Below are 23,060 nucleotides of genomic sequence, written 5' to 3' on the forward strand. Positions count from 1 at the left end.
TCGATGCCGTTGCGCGACGCTGCGCAACGGTGGGCGGCGGGCCGCGGGCGCCTCAGACATCGTGCTCCTCAGGCGTCGCGCTGGGCCGCGTCGAGCAGTTCGCGGGCGTGTGCGCGGCCGCTGTCGGATTCCCCCAGCCCGGCCAGCATCCGCGCCAGCTCGGCGACCCGCTCGTCGCCGGTGACGCCTTGCACCGAACTCGCGCCCTGCGCGCTGTGCACCACCAGATGCACGTCCGCGTATGCGGCGACCTGCGGCAGGTGCGTCACCACGATGACCTGATGGGTGCGCGCCAGCCGGGCCAGCCGCCGCCCGATCTGCACCGCGGCCCGGCCGCCGACGCCGGCGTCGACCTCGTCGAACACCATCGTCAGACCGGAGGCCGCGGCCGCCAGCACCACCTCCAGCGCCAGCATCACCCGCGACAGCTCGCCGCCGGACGCGCTCTTGGCCAGCGGCAGCACCATCATGCCCCGGTGCGCCGCGAAGCCGAACTCGACGGCGTCGACGCCGTCGACGCCCGCCTTGGCCAGCTCCCCGGAGGGCAACGTGAGCGCGGTGGCGTCGTCGGGATCCGCTGCGTCGGTGGTGACGTCGATGGTGAACTCGGCGTCGCCCATCGCCAGGCCGGCCAGCTCCGCGGTCACCTCCTTGGCCAGCCGCTTGGCCGCCTTGCGCCGCGCCTTCCCGAGCTCGACTGCCGCATGAGCTAATTCGCGCTCCAGCTCGTCGACCCGGGAGGCCAAAGCCGCCAATCCCTCCTCGGAGGTGTCCAGTTGGGCGAGCCGCTCACGCGCTTCGCGCGCCCAACCCAGCACCCCGTCGATGTCGGCGGCGTACTTGCGGGTCAACGTGCGCAGTTCGGCCTGCCGGGCGAGCTTGGATTCCAGCGCACTGGCGTCCACGGGCAGCGCATCCAGGAAGCCGCCGAGTTCGCGGGCGACCTCGGCGACCGTCCTCAGCGCGTCGACGACCTGCCCGGCCAGCGTCCGCAGCGTCGCGTCGTCCACCGACTCCAGGGCCGTTCTCGCCCGCCCCAGGCAGTCGGAGGCGCACGGAGCGGACCCGTCCGCGTCGTCGGGCGCCCCGGCCAGCGCCGCGCGTGCACCGGCCGCAGCCTCGCGCAGCGCGTCCAGCTCGGAGAGCCGCACGATGCCGGCGACCAGCGCGTCGTCCTCGCCGGGTTGCGGGTCGGCCGCGTCGATCTCGGTGAGCGCGAACTTCAGCCGGTCGGCCTCCTGGGCCAGTTCGCGGGCCCGGCCGCGCCGGTCGATCAGATCGCGCCGCGCCGACAGCCAGGCAACACGCAGCTTGCGGTAGCGCTCGCACGCCGGCGCGGTCCCCGCGAAGCGGTCCAGCGCGGCACGCTGCTGTTCGGGACGCATCAGCCGTAACTGGTCGTTCTGCCCGTGCAGGGTCAGCAGCTCGGTGGTGAAGCCGCTCAGCGTCTTGGCCGGCACGCTGCGGCCGCCGAGGTAGGCGCGCGAGGGTCCCTCGCGGCTGACCGAGCGCAATGCGATGACGCTGCCGTCCTCGTCGCGCTCCGCCCCCGACGCGTCCAGCATCCCGTCGAGGCGGGTGGTCACCGCGTCGTCGAGATCTTTTGTGGTGAAACGTCCTTCGACCACCGCGCGATCGGCTCCGGACCGCACCCGGCTGGGGTCGGCTCGGGCGCCGCCCAACAGGTGCAACCCGGTGACCACCATGGTCTTGCCGGTGCCGGTCTCGCCGGTGAGCACCGTGAGGCCACGGTCGAACTCGGCGGTGGCCACGCCGATGGCGCCCAGCGACTCGATCCGAATCTCGGTCAGCACCGGCGATTACTTCCCGCGCCACCCGGTTACCGGCAACCGGAACTTGCGCACCAACCGGTCGGTGAACGGCGCACTGTCCAGGCGCGCCCACCGAACCGGGGTGGCGCAGCGGCTGACCTCCAGCCGGCTGCCGGCCGGCACCGGCATTTCGCGGCGGCCGTCGCAGAACACCAGGGCGTCGTGCCCGTCTCCTTCGATCTCGATGGCCACCATCGCGTCCGGACTGATGACCATGGGTCGCGCGAACAACGCGTGGGCGTTGTTGGGCACCACCAGGATTGCCTCGAGGTCCGGCCACAGCACCGGGCCGCCGGCGGAGAAGGCATAGGCGGTGGACCCGGTCGGCGTCGACACCAACACGCCGTCGCAGCCGAACGCCGACACCGGGCGTCCCTCGATCTCGACGACCACCCCGAGCACACCGAGCCGCGGACCTCTTTCCAGGCTCATCTCGTTGAGAGCCCACTCCCGACGGAGGACCTGGCCGCCCTGGTTCACGACGACGTCGAGGGTCAGGCGTTCCTCCACCTGATAGTTGCGCGTGACGACGCAGTCCAGCACCCGATCGATGGCCTCGGCCTCGGCCTCGGCCAAGAATCCGATCCTGCCCAGGTTGACCCCCAGCACCGCAACCCCGGCGTTTTTCGCCAGCTCGGCTGCCCGCAAGAAGGTGCCGTCGCCGCCGAGGACCAGCACCAGCTCGCATCCCTCGGCCGCGTGCGGGTCGGCCTCGACGACCTCGATCTCGACGCCCATCGCCCGCATCTCGCCGGGAGCCAGGTGCAGCGAGCCCCTGTCGACGGCCTCAGTGGAGAGTAAGCGCACCGCAATGCCGTTGTCGCCCAATACCTTCACTATCCGACGAGCGGTCTCTGTCGCCTCGTCGCGCCCGGTGTGGACCACCAGCAGGACGGTGCGGGGCACGCTCGGTTGACCACTCATCGCGGGCCCTCCGCCACGGCGCGGCGCACGGCGTCGCCCAACTCGTCTCCCGCCAGCGCCCGATCGGTCTCGGCGCGCAGCCACACGAAGTACTCGACGTTACCCGAGGGGCCCGGCAGCGGGCTGGCCGCGACGCTGACCGTCTGCCACCCCAGCTCCCCGGCGCTCCGCGCGACGGCCAGCACCGAGTCGGCGCGCAAGTCGGGATCGCGCACCACCCCGCCGGCGCCCACCTGGCCCTTCCCCACCTCAAACTGCGGCTTCACCATGGGAACGATATCCGCGCCCGGCCACGCGCACCGAACCAGCGCGGGCAACACGGTGGCCAGCGAGATGAACGACAGGTCGGCCACCACCAGGTCGGCCGGCCCGCCGATCGCCTCGGGCGTCAGGTCGCGCACGTTGGTCCGCTCGACGACGACCACCCGGGGGTCGCTGCACAGCGACCAGGCCAGCTGCCCGTATCCCACGTCGGCGGCGACCACCCAGGCGGCCCCGCGGTCCAGCAGCACCTCGGTGAACCCGCCCGTCGACGCCCCGGCGTCCAGGCAGCGGCGGCCCGCCGCGGATATCCCGAACGCGTCCAGCGCGCCGATGAGTTTGTGCGCCCCGCGCGACACCCAGCCACGATCGCCGTCGGCGACGGTCAGCTTGGCGGTGAGGGCGACCGCGGTGCCGGCTTTGCGGGCGGGCAGTCCGTCGATACTGACCTTCCCGGCGCCGATCAACTCCGCGGCCTGCTGTCGCGACCGGGCGAGGCCGCGCCGCACCAGTTCGGCGTCAACGCGGGCACGGCGCGCCACCGCACTAGCCGTTCTCGGCCGACTCCAGCGCGGCCAGCAGCACGTCGTGCGCCTCGGAAAGACGGCGCGCTACGTCCTCGAGCTCGGCCAGAGACGGCCCGTCCGCTGAAGTTTCGGAGTCCCCGGGGTCGGGGAGCCCGGCGAGCAGAGTGTCGATTTCGGTGCGAATGCGGTCAGGGTGGATGTCCATCGCGTCTCTAGGCTAGTCACCCCTCAGCCGGGGTGCAGCAACGACCAGTGTCGCAGGGCGTCGCGGGCCCGCTCGTCGCCGGCCCTGATGTGCGTCGGGGCGGCCGGAGCACCCCACACCGCGCCGGCCACCGCGCGCACGACCGCCAGCCCGTCTCCCTGCGCGTGGCCGTCGCCGTCGGCACTCACGGTCAGCGCCGTGCCGGCGACCTCCACGCGCCAGCCGGGTTGCGGGCCCACCGCGAGCGACGCGGCGCTGCAATGCAGGGAGCGCAGGTCGTGGCCGAGGTAGGTGGGGCGGTGAACGGCGTCGGCGAACACCGCGTCCCGCGCGGTACTGACCCCGCTGAGCACCATCAGGCTGGGTAGCCGGGCGGCGTTGGCGCCCTCGATGTCGGTGTCCAGCCTGTCCCCCACCACCAGCGGCGCGCGAAACTCGCCGCGCGCGACCGCGTCGGTCAGCAGCCGCGGCGCCGGTTTGCCGGCGACCTGTGGGTCGGCGCCGGTCGCCGCTCGCAGCGCGGCGACCATGGACCCGTTGCCGGGCAACAGTCCTCGTTCGGTGGGCAACGTGGGATCGAGGTTGGCCGCCACCCACAACGCGCCGGCCCGGATCGCCTGGGCGGCCTCGGCCAGGTGCGGCCAGCCGACGGTCAGGGACAGTCCCTGCACGACGGCGACGGGGTGATCGTCGTAGCGGCGCACCGGACGCAGCCCGACCGCAGCGACCTCGTCGGCCAACGCGTCGGTGCCCACGATCAGCACCGGGGAGCCCGGCGGCAGCTGATCGGCCACCAGCCGCGCGGCGCTCTGGGCGCTGGTGGCGACGTCGCCGGAGGCGGCCGCGAAGCCGAGATCGCCGAGGTGCGCCGCGACCTCCGCGGCGCTGCGGGACGCGTTGTTGGTGACGAAGAACGTGCGGCTGCGCACCGCGGCGAGCGCCTGCACCGCGCCCTCGGTGGGGCTGCGACCACGAAACGCCGTACCGTCCAGGTCGATCAGCAGGCAGTCGTAGTCCTGCGCGATGGTCGTCATGTCAGGCGAGCTCGCCGACCCGGTCCTCGGCGTCGGTGACACCCTCGACGTCGGCACCCGCGCAACGCAGGAACCACTGCAGCGCCTCGTCCCTGCGGTCCAGCGCGAGCAGCGTATCGGCGTAGGCGTAGAACAACCGCGCCGCGGTGGGGCCTTTGCGCGCCGGATCCAGCTGCGGCGTGGACAGCACGGTCAGCGCCTGCTCGAGCTGCCCGAGATCGGCGCGCGCGCCGGCGGCGACGATGCGCAGTTCGTCGGCGTCATCGCCGCTGAGCCCGGCGGCCTCGGGCCCGCGCGCCAGCTCGATCGCGCGTTCCGGGCGACCCAGTCCGCGTTCGCAATCGGCCATCAGTGCCAGCAACGACGATGCGCTGCCCATCCTGCGGGCGGCGCGCAGCTCCGACAACGCCTGGGCCCAGTCGCCGCACTGATAGGCGGCGATGCCGACGGCTTCGCGAACCGCGGCGATCCTGCTGGAGCGGGCCCGCGCTGCGCGTGCGTGACCGAGCGCCGCCTCCGGATCCTCATCCAGCAGTGCGCCGGCGGCGACCAGGTGGCGGGCGACCACCTCGGCGGTCGCCCGATCCAGGGTGCTCAGCTCGCGGCGGATCTCGGGAGCCAGCTGGCGGGCATCAACGTCGGTGGGGATGGCGGGTGCGTCGTGCGGCGCGCGGTCGCCACGGTATTGATGGCCGTCGGCACTCTTGGACTGGGCGGGACGAGCCCGGCCGGGCCCCGACCAGGCCCCCGATGCCGGGCGCGGCCGCCGCTCCCTGCCGGGTTGCTGCCTGTCGTCGACCACGCTGCCGAGAATACGGGGCCGCCCCGACCCGACTAGGACTGCAGCCGGTTCGACAGCAGCGGTGCCATCATCGCCGGACAGTACGTCGCGACCGCGACGACGGCGAACTTGCCCGCGACGGGGTAGGACATGCCGGTGTCCTCGGCCATCCTGGCCACGACGGCGTCGAACGACCCGCCGGGGGAGAACAACGACGGGCACACCGACTGACCCAGCGCCTGGGTGGTGGCCGGCTGGGAGTAGGCGATGCCGTTGTTGGTCAGCGCCGACAGGAAAGTAGTACCCAGCATGTCCGCGCGGATGGGCGCCGCCACCGTTGCGGCCAGGGCGACCAACGCCGTAGCCAGTCCCAGGAACCGCACCAGGGTCAATTGCGCACGCGTCGGCCAAGTCATCGTGACAACTTTGGCCAACGCGGATCACAACCAAGGCACGGTGGGATAAAGGTTTGCACGCCGCCGCGTTTTGCGGTCGCGGACCGTTCTCGCCGCGTACTAAAGCTTCTCGACTCCGGCGATGTTGCGCTTGCCGCGGCGAAGCACCAACCAACGACCGTGCAGGAAATCCGAGGCCTCCGGTGCCCACTGGTCGCTCTCGATGCGGACATTGTTGACCGAGACGCCGCCTTCGCTGATCGTGCGGCGGGCGGCCTTCCTGCTCTCGGACAGGCCACTGGCCACCAGGAGGTCGACGATGCCGTCGGGAACGCCGGCCCCGAGTTCGGCCACCGCCGTCTCGCGCAGCGCGGCCGCCAGCGTCGGTTCATCCAGGCGGTCGAGCTCACCGTGCCCGAACAGCGCCCCGCTGGCGTGCTCGACGGCCTCGGCGGCCGCCTCGCCGTGCACCAGGACGGTCAGCTCGCGGGCCAGCCGTCGCTGCGCGGCGCGTTGGTGCGGGCGCACGGCGGTGGCCTGCTCCAGCTCGGCCAGCTCGTCGGCCGCCAGGAAGGTGAACCACCGCAGGTAGCGGATCACGTCGGCGTCGGCGGTGTTCACGAAGTACTGGTACCAGGCATAGGGGGTGGTCATCTCCGGGTCCAGCCACAGGCTGCCGCCGCCGGTGGATTTGCCGAACTTGGTGCCGTCAGAGGCGGTCACCAGCGGGACCGTCAGCGCGTGCACGGACGCACCCAGCTTCTGGCGGACCAGCCGGACCCCGGCGATGATGTTGCCCCATTGGTCGGAGCCGCCGATCTGCAGCGTGCAGCCGTGGCGCCGGTGCAGTTCGACGTAGTCGTTGGCCTGCAGCAGCATGTAGCTGAACTCGGTGTAGGAGATGCCCTCGCCCTCCAGGCGCCGGCGGATGGTGTCGCGATCGAGCATCACGTTGACCGAGAAGTGTTTGCCCAGGTCGCGCAGGAACTCGATCGCCGACAGCCGGCTGGTCCAATCCAGGTTGTTGACGACGATGGCGCCAGTCGGGGCGTCGCCGAAGTCCACGAACCGCTCCAGTTGACCGCCGATGCGCTCGGTCCACTGAGCGACGGTGTCAGCCTCGTTGAGGCTGCGCTCGCCAACCTCACGCGGGTCGCCGATCATGCCGGTGGCTCCGCCGGCCAGCACGATGGGTCGGTGCCCCGCGCGCTGGAACCGTCGCAGCGCCAACAGCGGCACCAGATGTCCGGCGTGCAGGCTGGGCGCGGTCGGGTCGAAGCCGGCGTAGACCGTCAGCGGCCCGCGTTGCGCTTCGGCGGCCAGCGCATCGAGGTCGGTGGACTGCGCGATCAACCCGCGCCAGCGCAGCTCGTCGAGGATCATGACGCCGATTTTTCCAGTGTGCGTCGGGCTAGTCGTCGGCGCCCGGCGCCGGCGCCCGCGGGCTGCGGCGGTAGGCCGACACCTCCGGCCGGTCGGCGAGCCACAGGCGCCACGGCCGGTCCGCCGCCTGACTGATCCCCACGCGCGGGCCCGCGACAACCGCGCCCACCGGCCCGCCGAGCGTCAGCCGCACCGGGGCGGCCGGGTCGAACACATCGATCCCGTTGTGGGACATGTCGATTCCCAACGCCGAACACAGGTTGCCCGGGCCGCGCGCCAGCGCGGTCTCGCGCACCGACTCCCCCCGCCGCGACCGGACTGTGGACAGGCCGTCCTCGATGGCAGCGGCCCTCAGCAAGACGGCCGCGGCGGTGCCGTCCGGCCCGCACGAGACGTTGGCGCAGACGTGGACCCCATGGCTGCGGTAGGTGTAGAGCCGCCCGGGTGGACCGAACATGACGGCGTTGCGGGCGCTGCGCCCGCGGTAGGAGTGGGCGGCGGCGTCCGGCCAGGGGCCCTCGGGTACTCCTCCGTAGGCCTCGACCTCGACGACCGTGGCGCGCACGCCCCGGCAGGCGATGGTGGCGCCGAGCAGCCGGTGCGCCGCCTCGACCGGGTCGACCAACAGCCGGCGTGCAGCCACCCGTCGAAAATACCGGCACCACGAACATGACAGGATCCCGGTGTCTCAAGGACGTCAGGGCAAAAGAATGGAGCCCACCTCATGCACGCGATCGACCCTGCCGCGACGGCGTGGCTCCTCGCCAGCACCGCCCTGGTCCTGCTGATGACGCCGGGCCTGGCCATCTTCTACGGCGGCATGGCCCGCACGACCGGGGTGCTCAACATGATCATGATGAGCTTCATCGCCATACCGCTGGTCACGGTGGCATGGCTGCTGGTCGGCTATACGCTCGCGTTCTCCGACGATGCAGCCGCCGGGCTGGTCGGCAACCTCGGACACGTCGGGATGGCCGGCATCACCCCCGGCACCGCCCATGGCGCGGTGCCGGAACTGCTCTTTGCCACATTTCAGTTGACGTTCGCGATCATCACCGCCGCCCTGGTCAGCGGAGCGATCGCCGACCGTGCCAAATTCGCCGCCTGGATGACGTTCGTCCCGGCGTGGGCGATCCTCGTGTATTCGGTTGTCGCCCACTGGGTGTGGGGGCCCGGCGGCTGGCTGGCGAAGCTGGGGGTGCTCGACTACGCGGGCGGCCTCGTCGTCGAGATCGTCTCGGGTTCCTCGGCCCTGGCGCTGGCGCTGGCGCTGGGGCCCCGCCTCGGCTTCAAGAAGGACGCCATGCGGCCGCATAACCTGCCGCTGGTCATGCTCGGTGTCGGGCTGCTGTGGTTCGGCTGGTTCGGCTTCAACGCCGGTTCGGCGCTGGCCGCCAACGGCACCGCCGCGGCCATCTTCCTCAACACGCTCGTCGCCGGCTGCCTGGGCATGCTCGGCTGGCTCTCGGTCGAACAGTTCCGCGACGGCCGGCCCACCACCTTCGGCGCGGCGTCCGGAGTGGTCGCCGGCCTGGTGGCCATCACCCCGTCGTGCGGCACCGTGGACACCCTCGGCGCGGCGGTCGTCGGACTCGCCGCCGGCTTCGTGTGCTCGTTCGCGGTGGGCGCCAAATTCCGATTCTCCTACGACGATTCGCTCGACGTGGTCGGTGTGCACTTCGTCGGAGGTGTCGTCGGCGTGTCCCTGATCGGGCTGCTGGCCACGTCGGTCATGACGTCGGGCCCGCGGGGCCTGTTGTACGGGGGCGGCCTCACCCAGCTCGGCAAGCAGTCGCTCGCGATCGTCGTCGTCGCGCTCTACGCGTTCGCCGTGTCGTTCGTGCTGGCCACGCTGATCGATCGGGTGATGGGCTTCCGGCTCAGCGCCGAAGACGAGACCACCGGTGTCGACCTGACGCAGCACGCCGAAACCGCCTACGCCGAGGGCGTGCACGGGCATCTGCCCCAGCGCGGCCCGGGTTCGCGCTCCGCATAACCGCGAGAGTGCGCCTGGCGACGGGTTTCGCGAGTGCGCCCGTCGGTAGCTGCACTCTCGTCGCCCTTGACAACGCCTCATCTCAGAACGATTATTCATCCCATGATGAGTTCATCGAGTGATGAATTACTGGCGAGGGGTCATCTCCCCGCGGTCAGCATCGAGCATCTGCGCGTTATCCGCGGCAAACGCGCGGCGCTGCATGACTTTTCGGTGCAGATCGCCCAGGGCACCATCACGGGCCTGCTCGGTCCATCCGGCTGCGGCAAGACCACGCTGATGCGCAGCATCGTGGGCACCCAGATCGTCAAGTCGGGCACCGTCACGGTGCTGGGCCGGCCCGCCGGAAGCCCGGCGCTGCGCCGGCGGGTCGGATACATGCCGCAGGATCCGACGATCTACAACGACCTGCGCATCGTCGACAACGTCCGCTACTTCGCCTCGCTCTACGGCTATGACAGCCGCGCCGCCAACGAGGCCATCGACCGGGTCGGCCTCACCGACCATCGGACCGCCTTCTGCGGCAACCTTTCCGGCGGCCAGCGCACGCGGGCGTCGCTGGCGTGCGCCCTGGTCTGCCAACCAGAGCTGCTCGTGCTCGATGAGCCCACCGTCGGTCTGGACCCGGTGCTGCGGGTCGATCTGTGGGAGCAGTTCACCGAACTGGCACGCGCCGGGACCACCCTGCTGGTCTCCAGCCACGTGATGGACGAGGCCGACCACTGCGACGACCTGCTGCTGATGCGCGAAGGCCACCTGGTGGCCCACACCACCCCGACCCGACTACGAGAGGACACCGGATGCACGTCACTGGAGGACGCGTTTCTGTCCATCATCCAGCGCAGCACGAAGCAAAAGGCGGGTTAGGGCTCAATGCCTACGCGGCGACGACGACGCGGATCCTGCGCCAGGTGGCAGCCGATCACCGCAGCGTCGCGCTGATCCTGCTGGTGCCGATCCTGGTCATCACGCTGATGTACTTCATGTTCGAAAACGCCCCGCACCGCCCGGGCTCCCCGTCGCCGTTCAACAACGCCTGTCTGATCCTGCTAGGCCTCTTCCCGCTCTTTGTGATGTTCATCATCACGTCGATCACGATGCAGCGCGAGCGGGCCTCCGGGACGCTGGAGCGCATCCTGACCACTCCCCTGCGCCGGCTCGACATGCTGATGGCCTACGGCACCGCGTTCTCGATTGCGGCTGCGGTGCAAGCGGTTCTGGCGTGCATCGTGTCGTTTTGGTTCCTCGGCTTCGACACCGCCGGCAGCCCGGTGTGGGTGTTCGTGATCGCGATCGTCAACGCCGTGCTGGGCGTCGGGCTCGGCCTGCTGTGTAGCGCGTTCGCGCGCACCGAGTTTCAAGCCGTGCAGTTCATCCCGCTGGTGATGGTGCCCCAGTTCCTGCTCGCGGGCATCATTGTGCCCCGTGCGTTGATGGCGCATTGGCTGCAGTGGGTCAGCAATGTGCTGCCGGCCAGCTATGCGCTGGAGGCCTTGCAGCAGGTGGGCGCGCACTCCGAGCTGACCTATATCGCGGAGCGCGACATCGTCGTCGTGCTCGGTTTCGCGATCGCCGCGCTGTGCCTGGCGGCGGCGACGCTGCGGCGGCGGACGCCCTAGTGGCGATCGCAAGCGCGGCGAGGCCGGGCGCTGCGGGTCGCCACGGAGGATCCTAGTGGCGGATACCAAGACCCGGCGGCGGCCGGGGCGCCCGGCCGGGACCTCCGACACCCGCAACTGCATCCTGGCCAGTGCCCGAGAGCTCTTCGCCAGCAAGGGGATTCGCAATACGTCGATACGGGCGGTCGCCGCGAGAGCGGGCGTCGACTCGGCGCTGGTCCATCACTACTTCGGCACCAAGGAAAAGCTGTTCGCCGCCGCCGTGCACATCCCGATCGACCCGATGGACATCATCGGGCCGCTGCGCGAGGTGCCGATCGAAGAGATCGGCTACCAGTTGCCGTCAATGCTGTTGCCGCTGTGGGATTCCGAGCTGGGCACGGGATTCATCGCGGTGCTGCGTTCGATCCTCGCCGGCTCGGAGGTCAACCTGTTCCGTACGTTCATCGAGGACGTGATCGCGGTGGAGGTGGGCCCGCGCGTCGACGATCCGCCGGGCAGCGGCGCCATCCGCGTCCAATTCGTCGCGTCACAGTTGGTGGGCGTGGTGATGGCGCGCTACATCCTGGAATTGCAGCCGTTCGCGTCGCTGCCCGCCGAGCAGATCGCGCGCACGATCGCCCCGAACCTGCAGCGCTACCTCACCGGGGATCTGCCGGACGGGCTTGCGCCGTGAGCCGGGCGTGCTCGTCGTCGTCGACGTCGCGGGCCTCGTCGATCAGCAGCACCGGGATGCCGTCCTCGATGCGGTAGGCCCGGCGCAGCCGCGGGTTGTAGAGCAACTCGCCCCCCGCGTCCCGGGAGACCAGCAGCAGCGGGCCCCGGTCTGCCGGGCACACCAGAATGCGCAGCAGGTCATCGTCGATCATCACGCCTCGCCACTCATCTCGGCCCGGACCCCCGGAGTCAGTCGGCGGAAATGTCCGGTGTCGGTATCGAAACACCACACCTGACGGCCCGGCTTGGGGATGCCGGCCGCGCGCAGGGCCCCGACGCTGGGACGGAAGCTGGCGCTCAGCGTCAGCTCTGGGACCACGTGCACGACGTCGGACCCCAGCCCGACGGGAATCTTCGCCACCGCCTCGGTCAGGTCGGCCGCGGTGATGGTGGCCCCGGGCAGCAGCGTTACCGCCGACACCGCGACCTGCCGGTCCCCGACCGGCACGTTGTAGGTGACCGCTAGGTCGACGCCGTTGATGCCGCCCAGCGCGTCGGTGACCGGTTCGGCGTAGACCAGACCGCGCGCGGTGCGCACCACCGAGCCGCGCCGGCCCATCAGCCAGTAGTCGCCGTCCTCGTCGCGACGGAACAGGTATTCGGTGGAGATCCAGGTGTCGCCGGCGGCGAACACCCCCCGCTTGACCGACGCAGTGGGGTCGATCGGCCCGTTGGATGCCGCGAGCAGCACCCCCACCTGGTTGACCTCGGCGGTCTGCACGAAGCCGCGCTCGTTCTCCAGGATCAGGTCGCTTTCGGTGTCATAGGCCCCCAGTTCGATCCGCCCGGCGCCGGGCAGCGGGCGGCCTTTGCTGCCGATCTTGGCGCCCGACACGTTGGCCAGGACGGCATGCCCGTCGGTGGTCGCGAAGAACTCCACCACGCGGGCGGGGGCGAAGGAGTCGAGGACACGCGCCCACAAGCCGGTCGGCATGCCCGAGCCGATGAACAGCCGCACCGGGTGGTTGCCGTGCAGCACGAACGCCGGGTCGTCGACGACCTCGCGGAGCATCGCCCACGTGTAGGACACCACAGTGACGCCGTACTGGCGCACCTCGCGGATGAAACGCTCGGGGTCCAGGCCCCGTGACAACGCGATCCGCGTGCCGCCCACCACCGCGCCGCCGAGGCTGACCAGCAGCGCCGACTCGTGGTGCAGCGGAGTCAGACAGTACACGGTGTCGCGGCGGTCCAAGGTGGCCGTGGACGCGGTGCCGAACGCCGACACCGCCCAGCGGTAGTTGGTGATGTGCTTGGCGACCAGCTCGCCGCCGACGGTGGTGAACGCGACGAACGCCAGGTCGCGGGCCAGCCCCGGGTTGGGCCGGTACCAGGCCGGCAGCTCGACGGCGTCGGGGTCGATGCGCTCCATGTCGATGACGTCGGCGCCCTCGGGCAGGTCCAGCTCGCGGGTCTCGCCGCCGCCGAGCACCAGCACCTGCCCGGTCGTCTGGCGCCCGGTGGCGAGCACCGCGTCCAGGTTGGTGGGGTCGGTCAGGATTTCCGACACTCCCCCGAGGTGCGCCGAGGCGGCCAAATCGGCGTCGGCGCGCATCACCACGGCAACCGCGCCCAGCCGGGACAGCGCGACGATAGCGACCAGCGCGCTGGGTCGCGTCTCCATCACCACGCCCACCCGGTCGCCCTGCCGTACTCCGACGTCGATGAGGCCGCGCACGACGTTGTCGATCCGCCGGTTCACCGCCTCGTAGGTGTGCACCCGCCCGTCGAACAAGAGGAACTCGCCCTGGGGCGCGGCGCAGGCCTGCTCCTCGATGATGCGGCCCAGCGAGATCCGGGTGTGATCGTTGATCTGACCGAGCCGGGCCAATCGCGGCAGCGTCCTGACCGTCTCGACGGCCAGCGTGCGCAGGGACTTGTTGGCTGTCACGACCGCCTCGGCCGTACCGCGCGCCATCGCCAGCGCCGCCCCGGAGACTTCCCCGATGCCGTGGGCGAGCCGCGAACTCAACGCCACCCCGCTGTCGGTGCGCTGTCCGGGCTGATCGGCCATCACCTCGATGCCGGCCGGTTTGTCGCCACCGCCGGAAAGCCACTTCACCCAGTCGGCGACCGTGGGCCAGCTCTGCTGCGCCGCCTTGCTCCCCACCACCAGACCGAAATGTCCTGTGCGGATGATACATTCGTAGACTTCGGCGTTCGGGGCGGCGCGGCGGATGCCGCGCACCGACGCGGGCTGGCCGATGTCGTCGACTTCGCCGACGAACGCCAGCACCGGGCAGGTGATGTCGGTGAGGGTGACCATCTGTCCGTTGATCGCGAAACCGCCGGTCATCATCCGATTGTGCGCGATGAATTGCTTGAGCAGCTCCGAGACGGCGGGGCCCGACCAGGCGATCCAGCCCTCGGACTCGAGGAATCTGCGCTGCTGCTCGCGCGGCAGCAGCGCCTCCCGGTCATGCAGTTGGCGCACGAAGTCGAGGCGGGCTTTGGCGGTCTTGAGCGGGTCGAGCATCTGAAACCCTGTGCGCGCCAACCAACTTGGAATGTCCAGCCAGCTGAAGACATGGTCGGCCATGAAATTGGCGGCCGCGGCGCCCAGGTTCGGCGGGATGTTCATCGGCAAGGCGGCCAGGGTGTCCACCGGGGAGCCGAACGCGACGATGCCGGCGATGTTCTTCGAACGCCGGTAGGCCGCGGTCTGATAGCAGAACATGCCGCCCTGCGAATACCCGACCAGGTGCACATCGCTGCCGGTGGAGTCCCGGACGGTGTCGATGGCCTGGCTGAGCGCCACGATGTGGTCGGCGAGGTTGCGCCGCATGCCGCCTTCGACCTTGTCGGGCGAGCCGAAGTCGATCACCCACGGGTCCAGTCCGTTGGCGTGCAGGATTCCCACCGCGCCTTCGTCACGAGTGACGTCCCACATGTCCGCCGACATCATCATCGGGTGCACCATCAGCACCGGCGGACCCACGTTCCCCTGCCCAAGCCGGCTGTCCGGGGGGAAATAGCGCCGAAGCTTGTACATCGCCACGCTCTCGACGATCTGCGACGGCGACGGGACGCTGCCGGTTTCCAGGCCTCCGAGTCGCAGGACCTCCAGCCCGTTCTGCGCGGTGGCGACCAGGCGCCCAACCGGCCGTGTGATCACCGACAAGTTCAGATCCACCCATGCTCCCTGATTCTCGACAGCCTGGACATCATGGCACATGAGCACCCTTTGCGTCCCTGATCAGGCTGTTCGCCGGCCGGCTGCGACGGTGTGGGTGCCCGGCGTCGGCGTCCAGCTAAGGTCGTCCCGGTGGCGCACCTGTTGGGGGCCGAGGCCGTACACCTGGAATATCCGACTCACGTGGTCTTCGAGTCGGTCACGCTCGGCGTCAACGACGGCGCGCGCATCGGCATCGTCGGACGAAACGGGGACGGCAAGTCCAGCCTGCTCGCCCTGCTGACCGCAGAACTGCGGCCGGACTCGGGTCGGGTCACCGCCCGCACCGGGCTGCGGGTGGGAGCCGTGAGCCAGGCCGACACCCTGGACCCGAACCGGACCGTGGGCTGGACCCTCGTCGGCGACCAGGCCGAACACCAGTGGGCGGGCGAGCCGCGGGTCCGCGACGTCGTCGCAGGCCTGGTGGCCGACATCGGGTGGGACGCGCGGGTGGGCACCCTCAGCGGAGGGCAGCGACGTCGAGTGCAGCTGGCCCGGCTGCTGGTCGGCGAATGGGACGTGATCGCCCTCGACGAGCCGACGAATCACCTCGACATCGAAGGCATCAGCTGGCTGGCCGAGCATCTGCGGCAGCGCTGGGCCCGCAACACCGGCGGCCTGTTGCTGGTCACCCACGACCGCTGGTTCCTCGACGAGGTCGTGACGACGACATGGGAAGTACACGACGGCGTCGTCGAACCCTTCGACGGCGGGTACGCGGCCTACGTGCTGCAGCGCGTCGAGCGCGACCGGCTGGCTGCGGGCGCCGAGGCCAAGCGGCAGAACCTGATGCGCAAGGAACTGGCCTGGCTGCGCCGGGGTCCGCAGGCGCGGACCTCGAAGCCCAAATTCCGCATCGAGGCCGCCAACCAGCTCATATCCGACGTGCCACCGCTGCGCAACACCGTCGAATTGGCCAAGTTGGCCAGCACCCGGCTGGGTAAGGACGTCATCGACCTTCTCGACGTCTCGGTTTCGTTCGGCGGCCGTCCGGTGCTGCGTGATGTCGAATGGCGGATCGGCCCGGGCGAGCGCACCGGCATCCTCGGCGCCAACGGTGCGGGCAAGTCGACGCTGCTGGGCTTGATCGCCGGCACCGTCCGGCCCGACAGCGGGCGCGTCAAGCGCGGGAAAACTGTGCGCCTGGCCGTGCTCGACCAGCAGGGCGAGATGCTGTCCCCGATGGCCGGGGACCGGATCGCCGATGTGCTGGGCCGGCTGCGCGGCGGCTACCAGGTCGACGACCGCGAGGTCACCCCGACACAGCTGCTCGAGCGGCTCGGGTTCGGCGGGCGCATGCCTCAAGGCCAGCTCTCGGCACGTGTCGGCGAACTGTCCGGCGGCCAGCGGCGGCGGCTGCAGCTGATGCTCACGCTGTTGGCCGAGCCGAACGTGCTGTTGCTCGACGAGCCCACCAACGACGTCGACACCGACATGCTCACCGCCACCGAGGACCTGCTCGACTCCTGGGCGGGCACGTTGATCGTCGTGTCGCACGACCGCTATCTGCTGGAACGAGTCACCGATCAGCAGTACGCGATCCTCGACGGCCGGCTGCGGCATCTGCCCGGCGGCATCGACGACTACCTCCAGCTGGCGGCCCGGCGAACCGCTGCGGCCGCAGCCGGCCCGCAGGCGGTATCCGGGTCCGGCCCGGCGGCCGTCTCGCGCGCCGGGGCCGCGATGTCCGGGGCCGAGCGGCGTGCCGCCGAGAAAGAGCTGGCGTCGATCGACCGCCAACTGGCGCGCCTGGCCGAACGGATCGCGACCAAACATCGCGAACTCGCCGAACACGACCAGTCCGACCACGTCGGACTGGTCGGACTGACCCGGTCACTGCGCGGCCTGGAAGGCGACGTCGCCACCACCGAGGCGCGCTGGCTGGAGCTCTCGGAGATGCTCGAACAGTCCTCGCCGTGACCTCGAGGTCAGCGGGCAGGAGGGCGCCCGCGGGTCAGTGCCAGCGCAACAACACCAGTTCGGAACAGAATCCTGGTCCCATCGCGAGCATCAGCCCGGGGCTTTCGCTGGGCGGCGGCTTGGCGATGGTGTCGCGCAGGATGTGCAGCACCGAGGCCGACGAGAGGTTGGCGATCTCCCCCAGGGAGCGCCACGTCAACTCCAGCGCCTCGGGCGGCAGTTCGAGGCTCTTGGTGATCGCGTTGAGGACCTTGGGGCCGCCGGGGTGGGTGACCCACGCGCCGATGTCGTCCTTGGTCAACCCGTGCGCGGCGAGGAACCCGGTGACGTCGTCGGCGAGATACCGGTCGATGAGTGTCGGCAGCTCCGGGGACAGCACCAGTTGGAAGCCGGCGGAACTGACGTTCCAGCCCATGATGTTCAGCGAGTCCGGGTACAGGCGGCTGCGTGAGTCGACGATGTCCGGACCGCTGGCGCGGACCTGTGTGTCGCGCTGTGCCCGGCGCTCACCGACGGCCACCACCGCGGCCGCGCCGTCACCGAAGAGCGCGCTCCCGACCAGACCCGACACGGTCGGTTTGCACGCCGGATACGTCAGCGAGCACAGTTCCACCGACAGCAAGACGGCGACATCGTCGGGCGCGCCGCGCAGATAGTCGTGCAGTCGGCCCACACCTGCAGCACCGGCCGCGCAGCCGAGGCCGAACAACGGCATCCGGCGTACATCGGGTCGCAGTCCGAGCCGCCCGGCGATCCGGGCATCCAGCGACGGCACCGCGACGCCGGTCACTGTCGTGGTGGCGATCATGTTGATGTCCTGGGGCTTCAGGCCCGCCTCGTCCAGCGCGCCCAGCAGAGCCTGGCAGCCCAATTCGACCGCGTTGTCGATGAAAATCTCGTTCGCCTCGCCGAAGTCGGTCAGCGACGCGTACCTTTCCAGCGGAAGCACGAGGTGCCGGGCGTTGACCTTCGCTGCGGCGTGCAGGCGCCGCACGATTTCCTCATGTTCTTTCAGCCCGGGGAATTCGACGAACTGGTCGGTGATCTCGCTCTGGCTGTACCTGTTCGACGGCAATGCCCCGAATACGCCCGCGATGACGCTCAATTTCTCTACCTCCGGTGCCCCCACCATGAAGATCCCCGTAGCACGAATCCTAGGGCGTAATTTTCAATGCCGCAAAGTCAAGCTATTCAACACATGTCGCATTGCGACGCAGTCTCCGTTGCGTAATCGCGCATGCCCACGGGAATTTCATCACCGAACGTCATCGGGTTCGTCCGGGTCGAGTGCCATTGCCACCAAAGCGTCGGGACTCAGCGAATCGATATCCTCGGCGTCGACGGATGCGTCGCGAACCGGAGGCTCACCGGCAAGCAGCAGAAGCTCGTCGAGCAATCCGGTGCGTCGCAGTTCTCGCAGCGGGATCTTGCGCAGCGTCGACCAAATCCTTTCCTCTTCGGATACTCCGGCCCCGCTGCGACGAAGGAGCTGGTGCAGGTGCTCGGCCAACGCGGCCGGCGTGGGATAGTCGAAGATCAGGGTGCGCGGCAAAGCCAACCCGACGTCGCTGCTGAGGCGATTGCGCAGCTCGACTCCGGTCATCGAGTCGAATCCGGAGTCTTGGAAGGCCCGTTCGGCGTCGATGTCTTCACCGGCAGGGTGCCCCAGAACAATCGCCGCATTCGCGCACACGAGTTCCACGAGCCGCCGACGCCGATCTTCGGCCGACGGCGCGTGCAGCCCATCGGCCGGCGTCGACTCCCGCGGTGGCGTCCCCCCTCGTTCGCCCAACCAAAATCGCTGCCTGGCAAAGCCGTACGTGGGCAGCTCGACCAGCTGGACGCCCACGTCGGCAAACGCAGCGGCCCAGTCCACGGTGACGCCGCCAACGAACAGTCGCCCGGCAGCATCGAGGAAGGAGTCGATTTCGGAACGGTCCTTGGCCATCGTCACCACCGCGGTGGCGCGCTCGTTCGCCAGGGTCTGCTCCAGGGCCGCGCTCAAACCGCTCCCGGGGCCGACCTCAACGAAGACGCCGACCCCCAGCGACTCGGCCAACTCGACGCCGTCGACGAAGCGCACCGGGCGACGCACATGTTCCACCCAGTAATCCGGCGACCCGTACCCGTGACCGGCTAACCGACCAGTCACGTTGGATATCAGCGTAATTCGCGGTCGATTGGGCTCCACAGCGGCCACCGCCGCACCGAAGTCCTCGATCATCGGCTCCATCAAGGCTGAATGAAACGCGTGCGACACCGCCAGCCGGCGCGCCCGTCGGCCACCCCGGGCCAATCGGTCTACCACGGCGTCCACCGCATCCGCGGCACCGGAGAGCACCACCGAGGCAGGACCGTTGACTGCAGCGATGCTCACACCGTCGGCGAGGAAGGGGGCCACCTCCGACTCCGCCGCCGCCACCGCGATCATCACTCCGCCCTCGGGAAGCGCGGCCATCAACCGGCCCCGCGCCGCCACGATCTCGGATGCGTCCCGAAGCGACAGCACGCCGGCGACATAGGCCGCGGCGATCTCACCCACAGAATGCCCCATCACCAGATCGGGCACCACACCCCACGATTGCCACAACGCCGCCAATGCCACCTCGACGGCGAACAGTGCCGGCTGAGAAAACTCGGTGCTGTACAACAGGTCTGGGTCTTCTCCCCACATGACGTGCTTCAGCGGCAGCCGCATCCGGGCATCAAGCAGCTGTGCGGCGTCATCAAAGGCCTTGGCGAACAACGGAAACCGCCCGTATAGTTGGCGCCCCATAGTCAACCATTGTGCGCCCTGACCGGGAAAGACGAACGCCGTCTTCCCCACCGGCCGCGCCCGCCCCACGATGACGCCGGCGGCCGGTTCGCCCGCGGCCAAACCCGCCAGAGCGGCCGTCAACTGCTCGCGACACGACCCCCACAGCACCGCCCGATGCTCGAAAATCGAACGCGTGGCGATCAACGACCACCCCACGTCGCAGGCCCGGAGCCCCGTCTGTGCCGACACATGCGCCAGCAACCGGCTCGCCTGGTTCACCAGCGCTGCCGACGAGCGCGCCGACAGCACCCACGGCACCGCCACGTCGACGCTGTTGACCAACGGGTTTCCCGCAGTCGGGGGCGCCTGCTCGACGATCACGTGCGCGTTCGTCCCACCCATCCCGAACGACGAGACCCCGGCCCGCCGCACGCCACGCGGCCACGGCAACGGCGTCGTGTTGACCTGCAGCCCGAACATCGGCAGGTCCAGCGTGGGGTTGGGTGCCGAATAGTTGAGGCTCGGCGGGATCACGGCGTTTTCGATCGCCAGCACGGCCTTCAGCAGGCCGGCGATCCCCGCGGCGCCACCGGCGTGGCCGATGTTGGTCTTCACCGATCCCACCCGCAACGGTTCCGCGCGCCGTCCCGCGAAGACCTCCCCCAGCGCGTTCGCCTCCACGGGATCGCCGACCGGGGTGCCCGTGCCGTGTGCCTCGACGTAGTGGATGTCGCCGGCGTCCAGCCCAGCCCGCGCCAGCGCGTCGCGGATGACGTCGGCTTCTCCGGGGACCGACGGCACGGTCTGACCGGCGGCGGTGTGCCCGGCGTTGCCGACCGCGCTGCCCCGGATGACGGCGCGGATGCGGTTGCCGTCGTCGAGGGCGGCGGGCAGCGGTTTCAGCAGCACCAGGCCGGCGCCTTGGCTTCGCACGTAACCGTCCGCGCGCGCGTCGAACGCATAGGTGTGGCCCGACGGCGACACCGCACCGAACGCCGTTTCCAGCGCCTGGGTCTCGTCCGCCAGATTCAACTGGACGCCACCGGCCATCGCCAGCGCCGACTCACCGAGGCGCAGGCTTTCGCAGGCCAGGTGCACGGCGACCAGCGACGACGACTGCCCGGCATCAACGGCCAAACTGGGTCCGCGCAGCCCGAACGCATACGACACCCGGTTGGCGATCATGCCCCGCGCGATGCCGGCGAAAGACTGATGGTCGGGCTGCTCAGCCGCACCGGTCAGCGTCAACAGGGCGTAGTCGTCGGTCATCCGCCGAGATAGACGCCGACCTGGGTTCCGACCAGCGTCCCCGGAACCAGGAAAGCGTCTTCGAACAGTTCCCAGGCCAGCTCGAGGGCCAATCGCTGCCGAGGATCCATGGCCCGGGCCTCGCGCGGTGAGAGATTGAAGAACTCGGCGTCGAACCCGGCGACGTCCTCGATGGACGTCCCGGCTTCGACCCCGTCTGCGATCAGATCCCAGAAGTCCCGGGGGCCGGCCGCGGACGGGAACCTGCACGCGAGCCCGATGATCGCCACGTCTGCCGAGTGCGTGGCGTGCCTCACGGCGTGAGGTCTGGCACGACCGGCGTCGCCCGTCGATCCGCGGCGCATGACCCGACCTCCCGCCCCGAGATGGCTGTGGGTACCGCAGCGCGGACGCTCGTCGTGACGCCGCGTTCGGCGGGCCGGCCGCCGCCTTCGGTCGCGCGCACGTCCACACCGAGAAACCGTTGCATGAAAACGAACGTACCGCTGCCCACCACTGTGCGAAACAGTGAGGCGACCAGTTCCGGCTAGGGCCCGGCGTCCTCATCGAGGAGCGCGAAGAGCTGACTTTCGGTGGCGGTGGTGATGTCGTCGTCGAACGGGGCTTCCGAATACGCCGGTTCGGGTGGCGCGGTCAGGCCGGCGAGCATGGCCTGCAGCCGACCCCCCAACCGTGCCCTGTCCTCGGGGCTCCAGTCGGGTCGGTCCAGCACGGTTTGGAGTTGTCTGGCCGCGTCGTTGAACCGGGCCAGTGGATCCTGCTGTGTGTCGACGGACGGTGTTGGGCTGCTGGCAAGTTCGGCGTCGAGGTATTCGGCCAGGGCCGACGGCGTGGGGTGATCGAAGATTGCCGTGGGTGACAGCGTCAACCCGGTAGCCGTCTTGAGCCGGTTACGCAACTCGACAGCGGTCAGTGAGTCGAACCCGAGGTCTTGGAAAGGCTTGTCGCCGTCGAGGTCCGCGACACTGTGACCCAACACGGTCGCGGCGTTGCCGCACACCAGGTCGACCAGTTCGCGACGGCGTTGCTCGGCGGTCATGCCATCCAACCGCGCCCGCAAGCCGGTCGCCGCCATGGTGGCGTCGGCGTCGGCGACAACGCGTCGTGCCGGCCGGGCAGCCAGCTCGGCCAACAGCGGAGGTAGATCGGGAGCGTTGCCGGACAACGTCATCCGGTCCAGGCGGGTGGCCACCACGACGGCCCGCTCCTCGAGTAGGGCCGTGTCGAACAATTCGAGCGCCTGTTCGGTGGACAGGGCCGCAAGCCCGGCTCGGGCCATGCGGGATTTGTCACGATCGCCGAGGTGGGCGGTCATGCCCGAGGCCTGCTCCCACAGTCCCCAGGCCAGCGACAAACCGGATAGGCCGTGCGCACGCCGGTGGGCGGCCAGCGCGTCGAGAAAACTGTTCGCCGCAGCGTAGTTGCCCTGGCCTGGGGCGCCCATAATCCCGGCCAGCGACGAAAAGAGGACGAATGCCGACAGATTCAGGCCCTGGGTCAGTTCGTGCAGATTCCAGGCCCCATCGACCTTGGCGCGCAGCACGGTGTCCACACGGTCCGGGGTCAATGACGCGACCATGCCGTCGTCGAGGACACCGGCGGCGTGAACCACGCCCGTCAACGGATACTGCTCGGGCAGGCCGGCCAGCAGCGCCGCCAGCGCGTCCCGATCGGCCACGTCACAGGCCACCACAGATACGTGCGCGCCCCCCTGCGACAACTCCTCCGCCAACCCGCCGCTGCCCTCGGTCAACTGACCGCGACGACCGGCCAGTACCACGTGAGGGACGCGATAGCGGTTCACCAGGTGACGCGCCACCGCCGAGCCGGCCATGCCGGTTCCGCCGGTGATCAACACCGTGCCCGCGGCCAGCCCGACGCCGGGCGCACCGGGCACCGTGAGCACCACCTTGCCGATGTGGCGCGCCTGACTCATGAACCGGTAGGCGTCCGCGACGCGGCGCACGTCGAACGTCGTGACCGGCAACGGCGTCAACACGCCGTCGGCGAACAACGCCGTCAATTCGGCCAGCATCGTCGCGATGCGGTCTTCGCCGGCTTCCATCAGATCGAAGGCCCGGTAGCGGACATCGCGATGCTGGGACGCAACGGTGTGCGGGTCGCGCAGGTCCGTCTTACCCATCTCGATGAAACGCCCGCCGGGGGCCAACAGCCGCAACGACGCGTCGGTGAACTCACCGGCCAGCGAGTTGAGCACCACGTCCACACCGGCACCGCCGGTGACTTCGGAAAACTTCGACTCGAAA

General features: G+C 69.9%; 18 protein-coding genes and 1 pseudogene. 5 read left to right on the forward strand and 14 right to left on the reverse strand.

Going from position 1 to position 23,060, the window contains the following annotated elements:
- Nucleotides 1-68: 68 nt before the first annotated feature.
- The 9 genes from recN to AC2VOK_RS17510 all read right to left on the reverse strand — a co-directional run bounded on the left by recN (nt 69) and on the right by AC2VOK_RS17510 (nt 7,985).
- Nucleotides 69-1,814, reverse strand: coding sequence for a DNA repair protein RecN (gene recN, locus AC2VOK_RS17470; protein WP_343708223.1), 1,746 nt, complete (start codon nt 1,812-1,814; stop codon nt 69-71).
- Nucleotides 1,815-1,820: 6 nt separating this feature from the next.
- The gene (locus AC2VOK_RS17475; RefSeq protein WP_428901604.1) at nt 1,821-2,756 is read right to left on the reverse strand and encodes an NAD kinase; all 936 of its coding nucleotides are present in this window, start codon (nt 2,754-2,756) and stop codon (nt 1,821-1,823) included.
- Nucleotides 2,753-3,559, reverse strand: coding sequence for a TlyA family RNA methyltransferase (locus tag AC2VOK_RS17480; protein ID WP_428901605.1), 807 nt, complete (start codon nt 3,557-3,559; stop codon nt 2,753-2,755). Before AC2VOK_RS17480 ends, AC2VOK_RS17475 begins: the two co-directional genes overlap by 4 nt.
- Before the next feature lie 4 nt (nt 3,560-3,563).
- Complete coding sequence (locus tag AC2VOK_RS17485; RefSeq protein ID WP_343708226.1) at nt 3,564-3,749, reverse strand: hypothetical protein; 186 nt, start codon at nt 3,747-3,749, stop codon at nt 3,564-3,566.
- A gap of 23 nt (nt 3,750-3,772) precedes the next feature.
- Nucleotides 3,773-4,783 carry an HAD hydrolase-like protein gene (locus AC2VOK_RS17490; protein ID WP_428901606.1) on the reverse strand — a complete coding sequence of 337 codons (1,011 nt, stop codon included), beginning with the start codon at nt 4,781-4,783 and terminating at the stop codon, nt 3,773-3,775.
- 1 nt (nt 4,784) lies between these two features.
- Nucleotides 4,785-5,585 carry a tetratricopeptide repeat protein gene (locus AC2VOK_RS17495; protein ID WP_343708228.1) on the reverse strand — a complete coding sequence of 267 codons (801 nt, stop codon included), beginning with the start codon at nt 5,583-5,585 and terminating at the stop codon, nt 4,785-4,787.
- Nucleotides 5,586-5,617: 32 nt separating this feature from the next.
- Nucleotides 5,618-5,980: a DUF732 domain-containing protein gene (locus tag AC2VOK_RS17500; RefSeq protein WP_343708229.1), complete on the reverse strand. Its 363-nt coding sequence runs from the start codon at nt 5,978-5,980 to the stop codon at nt 5,618-5,620.
- Between the two features lie 99 nt (nt 5,981-6,079).
- Nucleotides 6,080-7,351: a tyrosine--tRNA ligase gene (gene tyrS, locus AC2VOK_RS17505; protein WP_428901609.1), complete on the reverse strand. Its 1,272-nt coding sequence runs from the start codon at nt 7,349-7,351 to the stop codon at nt 6,080-6,082.
- A 19-nt stretch (nt 7,352-7,370) separates the two neighbouring features.
- Entirely contained in the window at nt 7,371-7,985 is a 615-nt protein-coding gene (locus AC2VOK_RS17510) for a DNA-3-methyladenine glycosylase (RefSeq protein WP_343708230.1), read from the reverse strand.
- A gap of 81 nt (nt 7,986-8,066) precedes the next feature.
- Between AC2VOK_RS17510 and AC2VOK_RS17515 the strand changes: the two genes are divergently transcribed.
- From AC2VOK_RS17515 to AC2VOK_RS17530, 4 genes are all read left to right on the forward strand, one after another.
- The gene (locus tag AC2VOK_RS17515) at nt 8,067-9,338 is read left to right on the forward strand and encodes an ammonium transporter (RefSeq protein ID WP_428901607.1); all 1,272 of its coding nucleotides are present in this window, start codon (nt 8,067-8,069) and stop codon (nt 9,336-9,338) included.
- Between the two features lie 102 nt (nt 9,339-9,440).
- Nucleotides 9,441-10,205, forward strand: a complete 765-nt coding sequence (locus AC2VOK_RS17520; RefSeq protein ID WP_343708232.1) for an ABC transporter ATP-binding protein — start codon at nt 9,441-9,443, stop codon at nt 10,203-10,205.
- Entirely contained in the window at nt 10,139-10,957 is an 819-nt protein-coding gene (locus tag AC2VOK_RS17525; RefSeq protein ID WP_343708233.1) for an ABC transporter permease, read from the forward strand. Before AC2VOK_RS17520 ends, AC2VOK_RS17525 begins: the two co-directional genes overlap by 67 nt.
- A 55-nt stretch (nt 10,958-11,012) precedes the next feature.
- The gene (locus tag AC2VOK_RS17530; protein WP_343708234.1) at nt 11,013-11,633 is read left to right on the forward strand and encodes a TetR/AcrR family transcriptional regulator; all 621 of its coding nucleotides are present in this window, start codon (nt 11,013-11,015) and stop codon (nt 11,631-11,633) included.
- Here the strand turns inward: AC2VOK_RS17530 and AC2VOK_RS17535 are convergent.
- Both AC2VOK_RS17535 and AC2VOK_RS17540 read right to left on the reverse strand, forming a co-directional pair.
- Nucleotides 11,599-11,826 (reverse strand): Trm112 family protein, encoded by a 228-nt coding sequence (locus AC2VOK_RS17535; protein WP_343708235.1) that lies wholly within the window; start codon nt 11,824-11,826, stop codon nt 11,599-11,601. The two genes, AC2VOK_RS17530 and AC2VOK_RS17535, sit on opposite strands and share 35 nt — an antisense overlap.
- Nucleotides 11,826-14,849 (reverse strand): acyl-CoA synthetase, encoded by a 3,024-nt coding sequence (locus AC2VOK_RS17540; RefSeq protein ID WP_343708236.1) that lies wholly within the window; start codon nt 14,847-14,849, stop codon nt 11,826-11,828. The genes AC2VOK_RS17535 and AC2VOK_RS17540 overlap by 1 nt, the downstream gene beginning before the upstream one ends.
- 90 nt (nt 14,850-14,939) lie before the next feature.
- Between AC2VOK_RS17540 and AC2VOK_RS17545 the strand changes: the two genes are divergently transcribed.
- Nucleotides 14,940-16,766 (forward strand): ABC-F family ATP-binding cassette domain-containing protein, encoded by a 1,827-nt coding sequence (locus tag AC2VOK_RS17545; protein ID WP_343708237.1) that lies wholly within the window; start codon nt 14,940-14,942, stop codon nt 16,764-16,766.
- A 34-nt stretch (nt 16,767-16,800) separates the two neighbouring features.
- On the opposite strand, the gene AC2VOK_RS17550 is transcribed toward AC2VOK_RS17545, so the two are convergent.
- The 3 genes and pseudogenes from AC2VOK_RS17550 to AC2VOK_RS17560 form a co-directional block, all read right to left on the reverse strand.
- Nucleotides 16,801-17,871 carry a type III polyketide synthase gene (locus tag AC2VOK_RS17550; RefSeq protein WP_343708242.1) on the reverse strand — a complete coding sequence of 357 codons (1,071 nt, stop codon included), beginning with the start codon at nt 17,869-17,871 and terminating at the stop codon, nt 16,801-16,803.
- A gap of 150 nt (nt 17,872-18,021) precedes the next feature.
- A pseudogene (locus AC2VOK_RS17555) lies at nt 18,022-21,137 on the reverse strand (type I polyketide synthase).
- Between the two features lie 182 nt (nt 21,138-21,319).
- Nucleotides 21,320-23,060, reverse strand: a 1,741-nt coding sequence (locus tag AC2VOK_RS17560; RefSeq protein WP_428901608.1) for an SDR family NAD(P)-dependent oxidoreductase, incomplete at its 5' end; no start/stop codon positions are given.

The sequence above is a fragment of the Mycobacterium sp. TH-M116 genome (assembly GCF_057473685.1).